The sequence below is a fragment of the Candidatus Schekmanbacteria bacterium RIFCSPLOWO2_02_FULL_38_14 genome (genome assembly GCA_001790855.1).
Taxonomy (GTDB): domain Bacteria; phylum Schekmanbacteria; class GWA2-38-11; order GWA2-38-11; family GWA2-38-11; genus 2-02-FULL-38-14-A.
Genome location: MGDH01000022.1, coordinates 163315 through 181753 on the forward strand (window position 1 = coordinate 163315; position 18439 = coordinate 181753).

The 18439-nt window shown below is 40.0% G+C and carries 17 protein-coding genes; 4 read left to right on the forward strand and 13 right to left on the reverse strand.

What is annotated here, in order from left to right:
* Positions 1 to 58 precede the first annotated feature (58 nt).
* The 13 genes from A3H37_01655 to A3H37_01715 all read right to left on the reverse strand — a co-directional run bounded on the left by A3H37_01655 (position 59) and on the right by A3H37_01715 (position 12153).
* Complete coding sequence (locus tag A3H37_01655; protein OGL49716.1) at positions 59 to 622, reverse strand: hypothetical protein; 564 nt, start codon at positions 620 to 622, stop codon at positions 59 to 61.
* Positions 623 to 905: 283 nt separating this feature from the next.
* Positions 906 to 2069, reverse strand: a complete 1164-nt coding sequence (locus A3H37_01660) for a hypothetical protein (GenBank protein ID OGL49717.1) — start codon at positions 2067 to 2069, stop codon at positions 906 to 908.
* Positions 2070 to 2195: 126 nt separating this feature from the next.
* The gene (locus A3H37_01665; protein ID OGL49718.1) at positions 2196 to 2435 is read right to left on the reverse strand and encodes a SirA family protein; all 240 of its coding nucleotides are present in this window, start codon (positions 2433 to 2435) and stop codon (positions 2196 to 2198) included.
* A 144-nt stretch (positions 2436 to 2579) separates the two neighbouring features.
* Positions 2580 to 2975, reverse strand: coding sequence for a Fe-S cluster assembly scaffold protein NifU (locus A3H37_01670; GenBank protein ID OGL49719.1), 396 nt, complete (start codon positions 2973 to 2975; stop codon positions 2580 to 2582).
* A 216-nt stretch (positions 2976 to 3191) separates the two neighbouring features.
* The gene (locus tag A3H37_01675; GenBank protein OGL49720.1) at positions 3192 to 4370 is read right to left on the reverse strand and encodes a cysteine desulfurase NifS; all 1179 of its coding nucleotides are present in this window, start codon (positions 4368 to 4370) and stop codon (positions 3192 to 3194) included.
* A 29-nt stretch (positions 4371 to 4399) separates the two neighbouring features.
* Entirely contained in the window at positions 4400 to 4837 is a 438-nt protein-coding gene (locus A3H37_01680) for a hypothetical protein (GenBank protein ID OGL49721.1), read from the reverse strand.
* Between the two features lie 159 nt (positions 4838 to 4996).
* On the reverse strand, positions 4997 to 5215 hold the full coding sequence (locus A3H37_01685) for a hypothetical protein (protein OGL49722.1): 219 nt from the start codon (positions 5213 to 5215) through the stop codon (positions 4997 to 4999).
* 92 nt (positions 5216 to 5307) lie between these two features.
* The gene (locus A3H37_01690; GenBank protein OGL49723.1) at positions 5308 to 5514 is read right to left on the reverse strand and encodes a hypothetical protein; all 207 of its coding nucleotides are present in this window, start codon (positions 5512 to 5514) and stop codon (positions 5308 to 5310) included.
* Between the two features lie 376 nt (positions 5515 to 5890).
* Positions 5891 to 6100: a hypothetical protein gene (locus tag A3H37_01695; GenBank protein ID OGL49724.1), complete on the reverse strand. Its 210-nt coding sequence runs from the start codon at positions 6098 to 6100 to the stop codon at positions 5891 to 5893.
* A gap of 240 nt (positions 6101 to 6340) precedes the next feature.
* Positions 6341 to 7741 (reverse strand): hypothetical protein, encoded by a 1401-nt coding sequence (locus A3H37_01700; GenBank protein OGL49725.1) that lies wholly within the window; start codon positions 7739 to 7741, stop codon positions 6341 to 6343.
* A gap of 250 nt (positions 7742 to 7991) precedes the next feature.
* Positions 7992 to 9776, reverse strand: coding sequence for a hypothetical protein (locus A3H37_01705; protein OGL49726.1), 1785 nt, complete (start codon positions 9774 to 9776; stop codon positions 7992 to 7994).
* Between the two features lie 136 nt (positions 9777 to 9912).
* On the reverse strand, positions 9913 to 10611 hold the full coding sequence (locus A3H37_01710) for an acetyl-CoA synthetase (GenBank protein OGL49759.1): 699 nt from the start codon (positions 10609 to 10611) through the stop codon (positions 9913 to 9915).
* A 144-nt stretch (positions 10612 to 10755) separates the two neighbouring features.
* Positions 10756 to 12153: a hypothetical protein gene (locus A3H37_01715; protein OGL49760.1), complete on the reverse strand. Its 1398-nt coding sequence runs from the start codon at positions 12151 to 12153 to the stop codon at positions 10756 to 10758.
* Between the two features lie 310 nt (positions 12154 to 12463).
* Here A3H37_01715 and A3H37_01720 point away from each other — a divergent pair, with 310 nt between their 5' ends.
* From A3H37_01720 to A3H37_01735, 4 genes are all read left to right on the forward strand, one after another.
* Positions 12464 to 13627, forward strand: coding sequence for an acyl-CoA dehydrogenase (locus A3H37_01720; protein ID OGL49727.1), 1164 nt, complete (start codon positions 12464 to 12466; stop codon positions 13625 to 13627).
* A gap of 142 nt (positions 13628 to 13769) precedes the next feature.
* Positions 13770 to 15170, forward strand: coding sequence for a hypothetical protein (locus A3H37_01725; protein ID OGL49728.1), 1401 nt, complete (start codon positions 13770 to 13772; stop codon positions 15168 to 15170).
* 193 nt (positions 15171 to 15363) lie between these two features.
* Positions 15364 to 16050 carry a hypothetical protein gene (locus tag A3H37_01730; protein OGL49729.1) on the forward strand — a complete coding sequence of 229 codons (687 nt, stop codon included), beginning with the start codon at positions 15364 to 15366 and terminating at the stop codon, positions 16048 to 16050.
* Positions 16051 to 16265: 215 nt separating this feature from the next.
* Entirely contained in the window at positions 16266 to 18350 is a 2085-nt protein-coding gene (locus tag A3H37_01735) for a hypothetical protein (protein ID OGL49730.1), read from the forward strand.
* Positions 18351 to 18439: the final 89 nt, after the last annotated feature.

Here is an 18439-nt window from a genome sequence, read left to right on the forward strand (position 1 = left end):
AAGTCGTTAAATTTAACGCCCCTATTCTAAACTTCTTTACTCAGGCTAACACCTGAGACTAAAATTTCAGATTTCTAATCACCTTAATTTTTTTCTCAATAAAAAGTATAATAGCAGATACACTGCAACCTAAAAACATCCCCGCAACCACATCAGAGGGATAATGGGTTCCTACATAAATTCTTGAAAATCCGATTAGCACAGCAATTACAAGAACAGGAATTCTGACTCTTGGAATTTTAACAGCCAGAACAGTTGCAAATGCAAAGGCAACAGTAGTATGGCCTGAGGGAAAAGAAAAAGTGTAATGCTCCATTTCAAGGACATGGGTATTTTCAAGGATTGCAAATGGTCTTTGCCTGCCAAAAAATACTTTAAGGAACCTGCATACCCATCTTGATGAGAAGATTGAAACCTGTGTCAAAACAAACGGATAAATTCCTTTGCGTCTGAGATGTATGCAAAACAAAGCTGTCAGCATTACAAGATAGGGCCACAACCCGAAGTCTGTAATTAAAGGCATTAAAATATCAAAAAAACCATTACTTATTCTCTGGTTTATAAAATAAAAAATCGCTATATCTATACTTTTAAGCAATTCCATAAGCACCCCAAGAGACAAAGCTTCGCTTTGAAGCTACTCACTCTTCACTAACAACTATTCATTAATCCACAAGCTATCATAAAACAAGAAAGGGCTCCGCAGAATGATATTATCCGTGGAGCCCTTTCGAAAATAAAAACTTAGCAAGAAGCCTTGCACTTACAAGTGATACCTGCTTTTTTTGTTACCTTTCTAATCTTCATGGAATCACCTCCTTTAATGATTACACAGTTTAACAGTTTGACCAAGAATTCCGCCTTGTCATAACGAACCTTCGGGTCGGATTGCTCAGCATATTAAACTATAAACTCACTCCAAAAGCAGCGCAGCGGACCAAATCAGCACCCATCAAATCACCTTCAAGAAACGCCCTGAACCTGCAACCTCCTCTGCAATCTTTCAAATATTCACAGCCACTGCACTTGAGCTCATCAAGTCTAAAATGTTTTAACCTCTTCCAACACTCTCCTATGGTATCATTATATATACTGCCCAGAGGTTGGTCAATAAAAAAACTGCACTTGCAAACTCTTCCGTCAGGGGTAATTGCGCAGAGATGAGAGCCACAGGAGAATTTCCCTGATGATTCGTATAAGCCCGACCCAAACCCATACTTCAAAAACCTGCCTCCTTTTTCAGGAGACAGGGAAAAATCAGGATTTGTCTCAAGGTAACCGGAAAAAACCGGGAAATCAACTGACCAGTCCTTTACTCCCATTTTCTTAAACAGCTTTTCCATTTCGTCAAAATCATCAAGGTTGTACGGATGGATTATTGTCGCAACTGAAAGGTCAATTCCTTCTTTGAGAACATTTTCAGCCCCCCTCATTGCAGCTTTAAACATTCCCCTGCCACGCAGTAAATCATGGGATTTTTCTATTCCGTCTATGCTTATCTGAACCTCCTGGACCTTTAACATCTTAGCTGCCTGAGGAGTTATGAGGGTCCCGTTGGATAGAAGTATTGAACGGAATTGATATTTGCCAACACCATCATTAAATTTCCAGAATTCCTTATGAAGCAGAGGTTCTCCACCTGAAATTATTAATCTCAATCCCTGAAGTCTTTCAAACTGCTCACAAATATCAAAAATTTTCTCTAAACCCAGTTCTTTCTTTTTCTGCCTTCCAAGATAACAGTGCCTGCATCTGAGATTACATTTATCTGTTATCTGAAGCTCAAGATATCTCAGAGATGGTTTCAACGGCTTTGATAATATTATTTTTCTTTTAGAAGGCTTCTTATACAGGGTAAGGAGTTTTTCTTCAAAGCAGTATTCAAGGAGCTCCTCATCACTTTTTAAATTGCTTTTCTTGTTTGTACCGTCACAGAGTTTCAGAAACTCAAATGCCTCCTGATTAAGCTGGTAAAGCTCATCTCTGTCCCTGTGATACAGAGATGGTCTTTCAAGGTTTTTTAAAGAGCATGGTTTTGATAAAGTCAGATATTTTTTTTCTGAAGACATTAATTGAAAAATACTTATAATGTGACATATGCCTTTGCAATATGCCCCATTATGTTAATTTCGTTTTTTACTTTAAAATGGGCTGTTTTATTTTTTAAAGGCAGACCAATCTTTCGGTTTTCCTGACTACTCGTCAGCAACAAGCTTTTTTACAAACACATGAAACTGGTCATCGGCTTTTTCTATTTTTAGAAACTGGTTACCGGTGCTTTTACACCATGAAGGCATATCCTTTACAATTCCCTCATCATCTGCAATCACCTCGAGAATCTGTCCTACTTTCAACTCCTTCATCTTCTTTGTTGTCAAAAGTATTGGCATTGGACAGTAGAGTCCAACAGCATCTAACTTTTCATCAGCCTCCATATTGTTCTCCTCGTCTAACTTTAATTGAAGTCCCAAATCACAAGCATCAAATTTAAAATAAATTTCAAAATCCAAACAATCAACTTATAATTATTTTAGTTATTGAAATTTTGGCAATTGGGATTTTTTTAGAATTGAATTTTGTTATTTGAAATTATTCTTCTGCTTATTTCCCTTATTCTGGTATTCTTCAATCGCTGCTTTTAGTGCATCAGCGGCAAGGTTTGAGCAGTGCATTTTTTGTGGAGGAAGTCCGTCTAAAGCTTCAGCTACAGTTGCTTTGGAAATCTTCAGGGCTTCATCAATAGTTTTTCCTATTACAAGTTCTGTAACCATGGAACTTGTTGCAATTGCGGCACCGCATCCAAAGGTCTTAAACTTTGCTTCAACTATCTTGCCATCTTTTACTTTAATAAAGAGTTTCATTATGTCCCCGCAGGATGCATTTCCTACTGTTCCTACTCCATCAGCGTCAGTAATCTCACCAACATTTCTGGGATTTTGAAAATGCTCCATAACTTTTTCAGAATATTTTTCCATAACATCTATTCCCCTTTCTAACCTTTATCCTGCCGGATTTTATACTTAAATTAAAAGTCTAAATTAAATCCCTAAAACTATGTAAATCCTAAATTCTTTTTTATAGCTGTAAGCTATAAGTTGTAAGTTGTAAACTTTTTTAAAATTTTAAGACTTTACTTTTAAAACTTTAATACTTTTGATTAGTTTCTTTTTTACAGCTTATAGCTGTTTTACTCATTTCATCATCTTGGCTTCTTCATAAAGAGGAGACATCTTTCTGAGCCGCTCAACAATGGGAGGCAGTATCTGGCAGATATAATCTACATCTTCATCACTGCTTTCAGCACCAAGGCTGAAAAGAAGCGAGCCCTGGGCTATCTCAGGAGCAACTCCCATTGCAGTCAAAACATGAGAGGCTTTAAGCGCTCTTGATGTACACGCTGAACCACTGGAAGCAGCAACCCCGTCAATATCCAGGAATAAAAGCATTGACTCGCCTTCTACATACTCCACAGAAATATTAACGTTACCCGGAAGCCTTTTTATTTGATGACCATTCAGATATGCGTGGCCAATCTTCGAAAGAATACCATTTATAAATTTATCTCTCAGCGCAGTCATTTTTTTTACTCTTCCCGGAATCTCTTCCTTTGCAAGTTCACAGGCTTTACCCATTCCAGCAATTCCGGCAACATTCTCAGTACCGGCTCTTCTGCCATTTTCCTGAATTCCTCCATCAATAAAAGGAGTAACCCTTACTCCCTTTCTGATATAAATTGCTCCTATCCCCTTTGGACCGTAGAACTGATGTGCCGCAAGACTAAGCAAATCAACCCCAAGCTCATTGACATTTACAGGAATTGTTCCTGCTGTCTGAACAGCATCGGTATGAAAAATAATTCCGGTCTCTTTTACAATTTTGCTTATTTCTCCAATTGGCTCAATGCTCCCAATCTCGTTTGAAGCATGAAGAATTGAGACAAGTATTGTATCCTTTTTTATTGCTGATTTTACTGCCTGAGGGTCAACCATTCCAAATTTATCAACAGGAAGATAAGTAACTTCAAAGTCTTGTTTCTCCAGACTCTTTGCTGAATACAAAACCGCGTGATGCTCAATCTGTGAGGTTATTATATGCCTGCCCTTTTTCTGATGGGCAAGAGCAATTCCCTTTAAGGCAAAGTTGTCGCTTTCTGTCCCTGAAGATGTAAAATAGATTTCCTCAGGCAAAGCGCCTATCAACCCTGCAACCTTCGCTCTTGCTTCATCAACTGCCTGCTTTGGTTTATCGCCGAAGTTATGAAGACTTTGGGGATTACCAAAATCTTCTCTTATAAATGGTATCATTGCATCTGCAACTTCAGCCCTTACAGGCGTAGTTGAGGCATAATCCATATAAACCTTCCGTTTCATCACTTCCACTCCTTAACCCCTTGAACCCTCTAAATATAAAGCTTTGTATCCGCATCAGATGCAAGCTTTAATATTGATGGCAAACCTGTTATTTCATCTACTTTCTTAAGGACTTCCTCTTTTCTCAGACCCATGAATTCCACATTTGCACTGCAGGCTAAAAATTTTAATGTTCCAAGGCTCTTAACCGTATCAATCATTTCAGTTATTGAGTTAGGATTCATTGCCTTCATCTTCTGGTACACATCCTTACCATTATTTTGAAACTCCGCAGACATATCTTCTATGTCTGTCTTCCCCTCAACAAACTTCTTTAAAGCCTCAAAAAACAGAACCACATAAACTTCCTCTCCCATTGCCGCTGCTGTTACAGCAATAGTAGCAGTCTGATAAAGCCTGTCAAAGGTACTGCTGTGAGCAAAGATTACAAGCCTTCTGCGTTTTTTTTCCATCTTTTCTTCTGCCATCAAAATCCTATTACAATTCCAAAAATTTTATAGAAAACCCTGTACTTATGACTACAAAGATTAATAATCAAACCCTCCAGTATTTGCAGCCACAAGCTTTAACCTGCGTATCAGGGTTCTGTTTGCAGTCCCCGTAATCGAAAACCTATAAAAGAATTTTTAAACTGAAACAACCTCCTCAATCTCGGGAACTTCTTCTTTTATTGCCCTTTCAACTCCCATTTTCAGGGTCATCTGCGCTCCGGGGCATCCGGCACACGCTCCTATGAGCTTAACCTTCACCTTTTTGTCCTCAATACCTATTAGCTCTATATCCCCGCCATCCATCTGTAGCTTTGGCCTTATCTTATCTATAACAGCCTGCACTTTATCTAACATTTTCAATCACCTCTCTTTCAGAAATTGAACCTTCCGTCTATTGATTTAATACTGTTTTAAATTATTTTTTCAATGCAAATCCTTATTTAGCATCACATTTCCTGCAATATATTCTTTTCATATTCCTCTTCAAGCATTCTGACATGCTTTGCCTCTTCTTCAGCAAGGAATGAGAACATTTTCTTAGCCCCGGGGTCATCTACAACTTTAGACGCCTTCTTGTAAAACTCATAAGCGATTTTTTCTCTCTGAATTGCAATCTGGAGAGCATCCTGAACTCTTGTCGTTGAATCAATCATCTGTCTTCCTCCAAAAATAAACTTTTATGTCTGTCTCCAAGATTTTATAAATCATAGCCAAACTGAACTTAACAAATAGTTTTAATTAGTTAAAAAGTCAAGAGTTCAATTAATGTTGTGGGAGCCAAATGAAATAACACTCATAAAACAAAATTGTCCGTTATTGAGTATGTTATTGCCATTCCAAGAAACGAGTTTTCAAAAAATGCGCATTTTGGGACAGCCTGACGGTTTTTTTTATTTCCTATTTCTCAGAAGTCTTGGGGTTTAAAGGGGAACGCTGTTAGTGCAATTGTTATGGCAAATGTTCTATGTCCTCCAAATCCTTATGCCTGCCACATGCTCGTTTGTTGGCCTTAAGATCACAATAAGGTACTCAACTCCGTTGAAGTTCAGCAATCTCAAGAAGTCTTTGAAGTCTGGATGAAGTTCGATTTGTGCCATACACCATCCGTCGATTGATCTCAATTGCGTTCAAACGGTCGACCTGTTTTTGGGATAACCAATACTCTTTCTCCTCCATTATATCATTGAGGGAAGAAACATTCAGCCGTGTCTTATCAAGGCGAGGTATATAGTCAGCCATATCTTATTATTCCTCTCATTTTTGCTATAATATTCAAAATATTCAATAAAAATTTACAATACAATTAGTCATATGTCAATTAAAACAACCCAAAATTTGTATTGCCCTTAGTGGTATAATGCAGTATAAAAATCAAATAATAATTATGACAATAAAGGAAATGGTTGTTAATGAGATTGCCACGTCGCTTCGCTCCTCGCAATGACCGGCAAGCAGGTATCTCAAAGACATTAAAAAAAATTACCTAATCCCGTATTCCCCCCACCTCTTCATTACCTTTTCAATAATCTCCTTTGATGATTTTCCCGGCTCAGGAAATTTTGCAGGATACCCTTCTTCCTGAAGTTTCATTGTAGCATCAATTGTAACCTTTGCAACACTTTGCCTTCCTGCTGTTGCAACATCAAAGCTGGGACCCTGAAGTTTTGGATTAAGAATAATGTCTTTCTCAAAATCAACCCTTGTTGCCAAAGCCCACATAACCTGCGAAGGGTCATTAACATCAATATCCTCATCAACAACAACCAGCATCTTTATCATTATGCTCCACGGGAAGGTCCAGATTTTCTCGTTTATCTCCTTTGCAACAAACGGTTTCTCTTTCCTGACTGAAACAACATAGATATGCCCCATGCTTGCTGAGTCAAAGGTAAAGTCAACAATCTGCGGCAGTGCCTTTTTAAGCTGCGCCTTCTGCTGTTTGCTTAAAAGATACCTGTAAACCTCCATCTCACCCTCAGGAGTCTGCCCGGTCATGCTTGTCTCAAAAATTGCATCCTTCCTGTGTGTTATGCACTTTATTCTTATCACATAATTATCCTTGACCTTTGTATAGTAGCCCTGAAAATCCACATAGGGACCCTCAGGTTTTTTTGTGTTTGGCAGAAGCTCGCCCTCCAGAACTATCTCTGCGTCTGCAAGAACTTCCAAGTCAACAGTCCTGCACTTCACCATCTCAACTGCCTTTCCTCTGACAGCGCCTGCCTGCGCTACTTCATCAATTTTCCCTGCAAGCGGAAGCGCAGCGCAAAGCCACACAGCAGGGTCACACCCAATCACAACTGCAACATCAAGAGGCTTTCCCTCTTTTTCTCTCTTTTGAAAATGCCTGAGCATATGGCGGTTTGGAAAACCAAAATTGACATTAATCTCGTTCTTATCCCTCACCATCATCCTGTAAATTCCTGCATTCCGCGCACCTGTCTCAGGGTCTTTGCTGATTGAAACTCCGGCAGTAATATATCTTCCGCCTTCTTTTGGATTAAACTTTGGAACAGGGAATTTTAATAAATCAACATCATCACCTGTAAGCACAACTTCCTGAGATTTTCCTCTCTCAACAATTACAGGCGGGAAATCGTTTCTTGGAATATTCAAAAGATTTTCAATCTCATCATCAAGCTCTCTGCTGTTTCTCTCAAAGGCAAGCTCAACTCTTTTTGAAGATGTCAGCTGCCCTATTAAAACAGGAAACCCGGAACCCTTTACTTTTTCAAAAAGAATTGCCCTGTTTTTCTCTTTGCTCGCCCGGACAAAAACCGCTGAAAGTTCCTGGTCCCAGTCAACCTCGGCTTTTACTCTCACAAGCTCTCCTTCATCTTCAAGCCTTTTTATAAACTCTCTCACATCCCTGTATGGCATAACAATTCCTCCAGATTTTTTTCACACTATAAACAGGGAAAAATCAATTCTGTCAAGGGGAAACAGCTCGTAAATAAGTTTATCAGGTTGTTACTAAACAGAGATAAACAATCTAAATCATAGCAGGACAGTTGAACCATCAGACGAAGAGTTGTCCGTATATTAACAGAATATATTAAATCAATCTGAAGCTATAAACCATAAGCAATTGGTAGATTTCTGAAAAGGACAAAGTCTTTTTCAGAAATCTCTAATAAACCCTGACAGGGAAAAGTTTTGGCATAGCAAGTTTTTTGACAATTATGGGATAAATATAGCTTTGCCCTGAATCAATAACCATACCAACATTGTAGTTTCCTACCTGGTCTGATGTGAACTCTACTGAGGCAGTAAATTTTCCATCAGTAATATCAGCATAAAATTTAATTCTATTATCAGGATTAGATTCATCTATAAAAAACATTACTACTCTATTGCCTGGTTTAGTTACTGTTCCGCTTATCAAGACTGTTTCATTCTTGGAATACGAAGTAGGAAGAGAGTTATCAAGGATTATCCCGTTATCCTCAAAGGTATCAACTGCAAGGGGCATATCTCCTGGATATGCTCCAAACTCCTGCGCGCCAATCAGCATTCCATCATCAGTCAGCGTAATTCCAAGCCCGACTCTTGACCATTTCGGGTTAAGAATATTTGCCTCATGCGCAGGGCTTTCCTCAAGCCCAACATGCATTCCCAAAACACTGTTGCCCCAGCTCAAGTTTTCTCCAACAACCCCTCCTTCAGGAATCCCTTCAGCCTCTGCCCTTTGCTGAGGACCCTCTCCCTGCGGATTTATATGGCCAAAATAATTATTTGCTTTCATATCATTTGTATGTCCTTGTCCTGCCTTGTTGAGAATCGGGTCAAGTGTTACCGCATTCAAACCAACTGACTCCCTTTCTTCATTTATCAACGCCAACCATTCCTGCCTAAAAGTAGCAAGGTCAAAACTGCCATCAAATTTTGGGAAATAGTTATCAAGGGGAACAATAGGAATACCAGCTCCAACATAAACAGGCCTGTTAAGAGACGCCGAACCGGCATAGCCGTTTATTTCAATTATATAAACTCCTTCATCCTGAAAATTATAAGAAAGAGTGAAATCTGAGCCTTTAGGAAGTTTTGGTCCAAAATATTCATCCTTTATTGTTCCTGATGTAGTCATCCTTACATTTTCAACAAATTTGCTTGGAAGCTTTATTGACACATCTGCCCTGAAATCAGCTAATGCCTTGCCTGAAAGATTTATCTTGCCGCCTTTATTCACCTGGTCAGGAAATGATGATGTAAGCGATATTTGACTGCTTTCAATAGTATCAAATCTATGGATTAAAGCCTTTGCAGTAATTGAACCAATATTCTGATAATCTGTGTTTCTGCTATTGCTTAAGGAAAGATTTATCTGAAGATTTTCTCCTGCAACAAAATCCTGAAACTGCGTATAGTCTGTTTCCCAAGTTTCTGTATTAAAATTATAAATAAGCTCCTTTGAAAGGGTTAATAAAGAGCTGTTTTCAACAATTTTAGCAATGCTCTTATTCCCCTGAACAAAATCTATTCTGGCAAAAGCAAACCCTTTGCTATCCCAGCTTAGGGTTGTTTCATTATTTTTAATCTTAAAGGTAATAGGTTGTTCAGAAGGTTTCTTTTTTACAAGAAATTTCTTGCTTACTGCTTTTCTGGTGTCAGGAAGGATTATTACTACCTTTACATAACCTGTCTTTGCTGTTGAAGAAACTGTGATTGTTGCCTTAATCCTGCTTGCAGAAAGAACCTCTGCGGAGTTTACAGTGATTCCATCATTTTTAAATGAAACTGTTAACCCCTCAATAAACCCCCTTCCTCGTATTATTACCTGCTGATTTTCACTTCCCTGAATTACGCTTGCAGGCTTAAATGCAGTTATAACAGGTTTTGGGGTTAGGGCAAATGCGTTAAGGGATGAAAATAGAAAGACAGAAATGAGAAGATTTAAAAAATATTTTCTTTTCATAAAAAATATTTTTCTCTGAGAATCCCCCTCACCCTAACCCTCTCCCACAAGGGGAGAGGGAAATGATTAGAGGTTCAATCTTTATTCCCCTCCCTTGATGGGAGGGGATAAAGAAGAGGGTGTTTCTGTAGAGAATTTAGATAAAGATTCTTGCGTCAGCAACAGTGGCTCTTTCTTTATTCACAAAGATTGGATTTAAATCCATCTCCTTTACTTCATCAAAATCAAGCAGAAACTTTGACACATTCTGAAGGGTTTCCTTAATGCTCTCAAGATTAGTTTTTTCTCTTCCCCTTGCCCCGCAAAGAAGGGGATAGCCCTTTAATTCAGAAAGCATTTCTTCTGCATCTATCTTCTCTATTGGAATAAGCCTGTAGGAGACATCCTTGAATATCTCAACAAATATTCCACCAATCCCTAACATCACCATTGGACCGAACTGAGGGTCTTTAACAGAGCCGATTATTATCTCCTCCCCCTTTGCCATTTCCTGGACTGAAATACCTTTTATTATTGCCTTTGGATTGAATTTTTTCTGGTTCTCAATAATCTGGTTAAATCCTTTTTCAAGCTCCTGCTCGCTTTTTACGCCAACAATAACTCCGCCTGAATCGGTTTTGTGGACAACATCAGGCGAAACCACCTTGAGTACAACAGGGAAACCGATTTTTTCTCCTGCCTTTACAGCCTCCTCAGAGGTTTTACAGACTGTTTCTTTGGTCACATTAATCCCGTAAAGACTCAAAGCCTCCTTTGCCTCATGCTCAAGCACATAGCTTCTGTTTTCAGCCTTAACCTTATTAAAAATTTCCTTTACCTTTTCTTTGTTTCCCACAGTATACTGTCTTCTTTCTGTAAATCTCCTCTCCCCTTGAGGGAGAGGATTAAGGAGAGGGGGTCTTTTCTTTTTCCCCTCACCCTGGTCCCTCTCCCCAGTGGGGAGAGGGAAGCCGCTTGCGGACAGAGGCAAGCTCTGTCCCTACATATTTTTTATATCAACTCCCCTTTTCTGCAAAAATTTTGAATAACCATAGATTGCGCTTGCTGCGTTTGCAACCCTTTCTGTCCATTCAAAGCAGGGTATCTTTGCATCTTCAAAAATTTCCTTGTTGCGCAAAGAATCCTTAAGGGATATCCAGCAAATATAAGTAGGCTTTTTTATCTCCTTCTGGCATTTCAGAATCACATCCCTGACTGATTCAAGAACCTCTTTCATCCTTGTTGCGCGAAGGACAATAATCGGAACAATAATGTCTATCTCCCTGCTTTTATAAAACTCTTCAATGGTAACTTCCATTATTTTTTCAAACTGAGCCCATACAGGAGTCATATCAACAGGGTTTTTTGCGCTCGCATAGGAGGGAATGTGAGGTCTGATTTTTGCCTGTGTCTTTTCTGAAAGCTCAGGAATTTTCAACCCGTGTTCCTCGCACAGGTCTGTAAGTTCAACGCCAAATCCGCCTGAGGCTGTGATTATGCCGACTCTGTTCCCTTTTGGAAGCGGCTGCCAGTCAAGACCCTTGACAATGTCCATCAGCTCAAGGGTGTTTCTTGCGTATATTGCGCCTGACTGCCTGAAGGCTGTTTCATATGCCTTGAAATCACCGGCAAGCGCTGCTGTATGGGAAGATGCTGCCCTTGCAGCTCCCTCTGTCCTTCCTATTTTTGATACAACTACCGGCTTTTTAAGAGCAACTTTTTTTGTCTCTTCAAAAAATCTTTTTCCTTCCTTTATTGCTTCAAGGAACAGGCAGATGACTTTTGTTTCTTTGTCATCACCAAAATATTCAACTACCTCATAGTCTTCAAGATCGCTTTTATTTCCGCAGACAATAAACTTTGCAAATCTCAAACCTGTATCTTTTGCCTGAACATATATTGCCTCACCGCCTCCACCGCTCTGTGTAAGAAATGAGATATCTCCACCCTCTTTTGCTCCTTCAAAGGCAAAGGTTGCATTAAGACCCACATTGCAGTTTCTAAGTCCAAACGAATTGGGACCAATTATTTTAACTCTCCCTTTTCGCGCAATTTCAAGCATCCTGTTTTCAAGCTCTTTCCCCTCTTTTCCTACCTCTCCAAACCCTGATGTTGTAACAAGGGCAGCTTTTACACCCTTGTGTGCGCAGTCCTCAATTACCTCAAGAACAGCTTTTGTCGGCACTACAATTACCGCAAGGTCAACTGCATCAGGAATCTCTTTAATTGATTTATATGATTTAAGCCCCTGGACAGTTTCCTCATTTGGGTTAACAGGAAAAATCTTTCCCCTGAAGTCATCTACGAGGTTTTTCATGTAGAAATAGCCGATTTTCCCCTCGCTGTTTGAAGCACCAACAAGGGCAACGCTTTCAGGATAAAATATGTAATCTAAAATTTTTTTTGCCATTGAAAAATCCTATAGGGGTTTAGATAAAAAGTTTTTTTGTTCTGTGTAATTCTTTTAAAATCTCTGTAATCATAAGTTCAAAAATACTTGACTTTTAAAATTTAAACCTATATCCAAACGGACGCTTGATATAAGCCCAAAACATACTTTTGTCAAGATGATTGATAGTTATGATGAATAGGGTTAAAGGTGTCAAGTGGTCGAGGGGTCAAGTGAAATAGAAATATTAAAATCTTAAATTTCCCTCGAACCCTTGAATCCTCGAACCCTTGAACCCTTTTATTGAGGAACAAAAAAAATGACTACGGAGATTTTAAATCTTTCATTAAACGAAGAACAGGAAGCTATACTTCAGACAGTCAGGAAAATCACAAAGGATGTAGTCGAACCGCAGGCAACTGAGATAGATAAAAAAGGGGAATATCCCTATGAGATAATGAAGATATTTGCAAAGGAAGGGCTCCTTGCCCTTCCTTTGCCAAAGGAATATGATGGTTTAGGCGAAAGTCTTATTGTGCTCTGCAAGGTAGTTGAGGAGATTGCAAAGGCTGATATGTCCTGCGCAATGATTGTTGCAACCCACTGCCTTGGCTCCTTTCCGATGGACCTCATGGCAACAGAGGAGCAAAAACAAAAATACTTCCCGAAACTTGCCGCAGGCGAACTCCTCTCAGCAATAGCAATGAGCGAGCCTGATGCAGGCTCAGACCTTGCATCGCTGAAGACAAAGGCTGTTAAAGACGGCGATTATTATATCCTCAATGGCGAAAAAAGATGGATTACAAACGCAGGCGTTGCTGACCTCTATGTTGTTTTTGCAAGGACTTCGCAGGAAAATAAAAAGGCAAAAGGGATAAGCGCCTTCATAGTTGAAAAAGAAACGCCCGGCTTTTCAATTGGAAGAAAAGAGGATAAACTCGGCGCAAGAGGTTCAGTAACAGGAGATTTGATTTTTCAGGACTGCAAAATCCACAAAAACCAGCTTATGGGCGAAGAGGGAAAAGGGTTTATCCTTGCCATGCAAAGCCTGAACAAGGAAAGGCCCATAGCAGCATCCCTTGCACTTGGAGTCGCTGAAGGTGCTATTGAATATTCAACAAATTACGCAAAAGAAAGAGTGCAATTCGGAAAACCCATAGCCGATTTTCAGGCAATCCAGTTCATGCTTGCAGACATGAAAATACAGGTAGAAACAGCCCGCCTTTTGCTCTATCAGGCAGCTTTAAAGGCAGAAGCAAAAACTCCTGACGCAACTCTTTACTCCTCGATGTGTAAAACCTATGCCTCTGATGTAGCAATGAAGGTAACCACAGATGCTGTACAGATTTTAGGTGGCTATGGATGCACAAGAGAGTATCCTGTTGAAAGAATGATGAGGGATGCAAAGATAACCCAGATATTTGCCGGCACAAACCAGATACAACGCATTGTCATAGCACGAGAGATGCTGCAGGAAAAGTAGCTGCTTGCCTGCGGTAGACAGGCAGAGCCTTGCTCTGCTTTAAAAAACAGAATCCTGATAGCTGACTATAAAAGTTACCTCAGGCTTTAGTCTCCCTTTAAAATTATTGGTAACTTGTTAATAATCATATCCAAATTTCAATATGTACACCAAGCTCACAGATAAACTCCTTGACTCCCTTGAAAAAGAGCTCGGGGAAGACACTGTTTTCTCCTCAGAAGATGCACTTGAACCCTATTCAAAAGACCAGACTGCAGGGCTTCAATCCTATCCTGAGGCTGTTGTAAAAGCAAAAAATGCAGAGCAGGTTCAAAGGGCTGTTCAGTTTGCCAATGAGAACAAAATCCCAGTCACTCCAAGAGGGCTTGGTTATGGTCTGAGCGGTGGCGCTGTTCCAGTATGCGGCGGCATTGTTATCTCCACAGAGAGGATGGATAAGATAATTGAAATTGATAGTGGCAACCTTATGGCAGTAATTGAGCCCGGCATAATTACAGGAAACTTTCACCGGGCTGTTGAAGAACAGAAACTCTTTTATCCCCCTGACCCTGCAAGCATTGACAGTTGCAGCCTTGGTGGAAACATAGCAGAGGGTGCAGGAGGTCCCCACGCGGTCAAGTACGGAACAACAAAGGATTATGTCTGCGGTTTGGAAGTAGCGCTTCCTGATGGTGAGATAATAAAAGTGGGCGGTAAGGTTGTAAAGGACACAACAGGGTATAATCTCACCCAGTTTTTTGTTGGCTCAGAGGGAACCCTTGGAATTATTACAAAGGCAATCCTGCGCCTTGTCCCTCTTCCTCCTGAAAGGGCTGACCTTCTTGTTGTATATTCCTCTGTTGATGATGCATCAAAAAGCGTTGCAGAACTTATCAGAAACCACGTAGTCCCCTCATGCCTTGAACTCATGGACAATGAATCAATTAATCTTGGAAAGGAATTCTTAAAACGCGAACCGCCATTCCCTGATGCTGGAGCGCATCTGATTATCACTCTTCACGGCAATGACAAAAAAGACCTCACAAGAGAAACTGAGGTAATTGGAGAAATCTGCGGCAGGAACGGAGCAGAAGATATACTTGTCTCCCACGGCAGCACAAACCAACAGCGCCTCTGGGAGTTCAGACGGTGCATGTTTGAGGCTGGCAATGCAAGAAGCCCTCTCTCCAGAAGTTTGGACCCGGTAGTTCCAAGAATGCAGATACCTCTGTTTGTGCACGAAATTAATCAACTGAAAAAGAGAATTGGTTTTGAAGCTGCCTGCTTTGGACATGCAGGCGATGGAAATATCCACGTTATAATGTTTCCCGGAAAATTTGATGAGGAAACTTGGTTAAAAAAATATCCTGACATCTGCAAGGAAATCTTTAAAAAAGCACTCTCACTCGGCGGGAAAATTGCCGCAGAACACGGAATCGGAGCAATCAGGAAATCCTACCTTAAAATGGCAATTGAACCCGCCCAGCTTGAGCTTCTAAAACGTATCAAAAAAGCCTTTGACCCGCAAAATATCATGAACCCCGGCAAAGTCTTTGATTTGTAAAAAAACAGCCGTCAGCTTTCAGCATACAGCAAATTTATAAGTTACAAACTTCTTGACAAAATATTAAAAAGAAATGTTATAATTTATTAAACAAACTTGTATTGCTTACCAAGACAAGATATATAGCATACAAATTAAAGATTAGGAGTTTAATGCATTATTGCATCATCAACAAACCAATGGAGGTGCCCCCATGTACAAATTCAAGAAACCAAAATGCAGGATTTTGACAGCAATTGTTTTTTCAATTTTTCTCTTATCTGTCTATTTCCTTGTGAATAACCCTGTCAGCGCAGAAGCAAAGAAGGGCAAAGTCGCAGAAGTAAGAATGGGCAAACTTGAGCGTTTGTCTGACCAAGCATGGAAAGAGATTAAAAAAGATGCTGAGGTTTCTTTAGGAGACAGATTAAGAACTGATAAAATGGCTCTGGCTATTGTTGAGCTTCCTGATATAGGGCGTTTTGTAATTGGGCCTGATTCTGAGATTGAACTTGGAAAACAGGAAAAGGATTTTAATGCAGATTTGCCAAGAGGCGCAGTCTGGATGAAAGCCAATCTTGCTAAAGGAGCAAAGGCATCAATAACATCATCGCTTGCAACTGCAGGCATAAGAGGCACAAAATTCTCGGTTTTCTATGGCAGGGGAACGCTTGATGTTTGTGTCTGCACCTGCATAGGAGATGTAACAGCTACCTTAAAAGATGGGAAGACAGTTCAGGTTTCAAAAGGAACAATCCTTGCCATAAAGGGCGATGCGCCTGCACCTGATAAAGCAGAATCAGCCATGCCAATACTTGATAAGGAAGGCAAGGGTTGGGATTTTTGTTTTAATTGTCATATTGAAGGCGGGAGAGGCAAATTAAAAGAGGACAGGAAGTAATATACTCCCTTGCAATAGCGCTTATAGTCTCTGTTCTAATCTTTCTTGACCCCGGGGAACATTTATCTTCTTTTGAAAATAAAACTCTGGATGCGCGCTACCGCTTTTATGCGAATCCCACGAGCAGAACACAGGATATCATTATCCTTGATATTTCTGAGGAATCCATAAAAAGGCTTGAGCCTATTTATGGTAGATGGCCCTGGCCAAGGTCTGTGCATGGAGAGGTAATAGAATACCTCAAGAGCGATGGCGCAAAAGCCATTGGCTTTGACATTATCTTTTCTGAGCGCGCTGTCAGAAAAGAAATAGATTCAAAAGTAATTGATGAACTTCGCACATTTGCACAGAATGCAGACATACCAGAGGTACGGAATGAACTCCTCCGACAGATTGATTCCTTGATGCTGGAAACAAGTGACCTTGCTTTTGTTTCTTCAGTTAAGCAGGCTATCAATATTTTTCAGTCTATGGTGTTCTATGTTGATGAAGATGACCTCTTGCATAAGCGCGGTTTAGAGGCTGAGAAAAGTTCTTCAGCAAATATCAAGTCAATTCTTTCAAAATCAGCTCTTTCAGTCTCTAAATCCTGTAATTCACGCATGTATTTTAATGCAACAATTCCTTTTGAAGAGCTTGCGGTTGTTTCCTGCGGGGTCGGCTATATAAATGTCTTTCCTGATAATGATGGTACAATCAGAAAATTCTACCCTTTCCTTTTTTTTAAAGACAGGAAAAAAGCTTATCCTTTTCTGCCAATTCTCATTGCAGCATATACAAAAGATATTCCCCTTGATTCAATCAGAGCAGATAAAGGCAGTATGTTTATAGGAGGTTCAATCCTCCCTCTTCTTTCTGATGGCAGTGCAATGATTTATTATCAGGGGGGTAAAATCAGAAAGGACAAAACAGGCAAAGAAATATACCAATCATTCTACACATACATCCCCTACGATTATGTGCTTGCTTCAAAGGACCTTGTCATGGCAGGAATGAAGCCGCCACTTGAGAAAGGAACATTCAAAGACAAGATAGTCCTTGTATCTGCATCTGCTGCAGGGCTTACAGACCTAAGGGCAACACCCTTTAGCCCTGTAACCCCTGGAATAGAGATACACGCCAATATAATAGACAATATCCTATCCAAAAAGTTTTTGTATCCTTTAAACAGCTTTTTTGAAAAACTATACATCTTCTTTCTTGCCTCAGCAATTGCTCTGATAAGCCGTTTTATAGGACCATACCGCGGGTTTTTTATTGTTGCGCTGATAGCCTGTTCTGCTTTAGGCATTCACTGGATGCTTTTTGAAAAGGGTATTGTTCTTTCTATTGTAAGCCCTGTTGTTGCAATGGCAGCTACATATCTTGCAACACTCCTGCTTAAATACGCTCTTGAATTCAAAGAGAAAAACTATATTAAAACAGCCTTTGGCCACTATATTGCTCCTGCAGTTCTTGAGGAGGTACTCATATCGCCTGAAAAGCTTAGGCTTGGAGGTGAGAGAAAATATATGACTGTTCTTTTTTCTGATGTGGAAAATTTTACCTCCTTGTCTGAAAAACTGCCGCCTGATGAGATAGGTCCGCTTCTGAATGAGTATCTCTCAGGTATGGTGCAGTGCATAATGCAGACAAATGGAACGCTTGACAAATTTATCGGCGATGCAGTGATGGCATTCTGGAATGCGCCGCATGAGCAAAAAGACCACGCATCGCTTGCCTGCGAAACAGCACTTTTAATGGAGAAGGAATTAAAACGGCTAAGGGAGGAGTGGGGCAAAGAAAAAAAACCTCTGCTTAATGCCCGTATTGGAATAAATACAGGAGAGATGACTGTGGGGAATATGGGCTCAAAAGAAATTCTGGATTACACTGTGCTTGGGCTTGAGGTGAATACAGCTGCCCGTTTAGAGCCACTGAACAAGGATTTTGGAACAAGAATAATAGTATCACACAGCACCTGTATTGACGCAGAAAAAACTCAGCCGGGAAGATTTGTCTTTCGCAGACTTGCAAGGGTTGTGCTTAAAGGAAGAGAGAAGCCTCTTGAGGTGTATGAACTGATAGGCTTCAGAGATGAGGTCAGCAGAGAACGGCTTGATTTAATCAAAATGTTTGAAACAGGACTTGCCCTGTTTCTGGACTTTAAATTTTCTGATGCAAAAGCCTGCTTTCAAAAAACGCTTGATATGGATAATCAAGATAGTCCTTCAAAAACATACCTTTCTCTATGCCAATATTATGAGAAAACCCCACCACCTCCTAACAGCGATTTAACTTATATGCAGATATCAAAATAAAAAGAGCTTTAGCAGTATCCAAGTCTTTGTATAAGCGTAGAATCAATTTCCCGATTGTTTTAAAATCACATTTCTGTTTTTTTAATAGA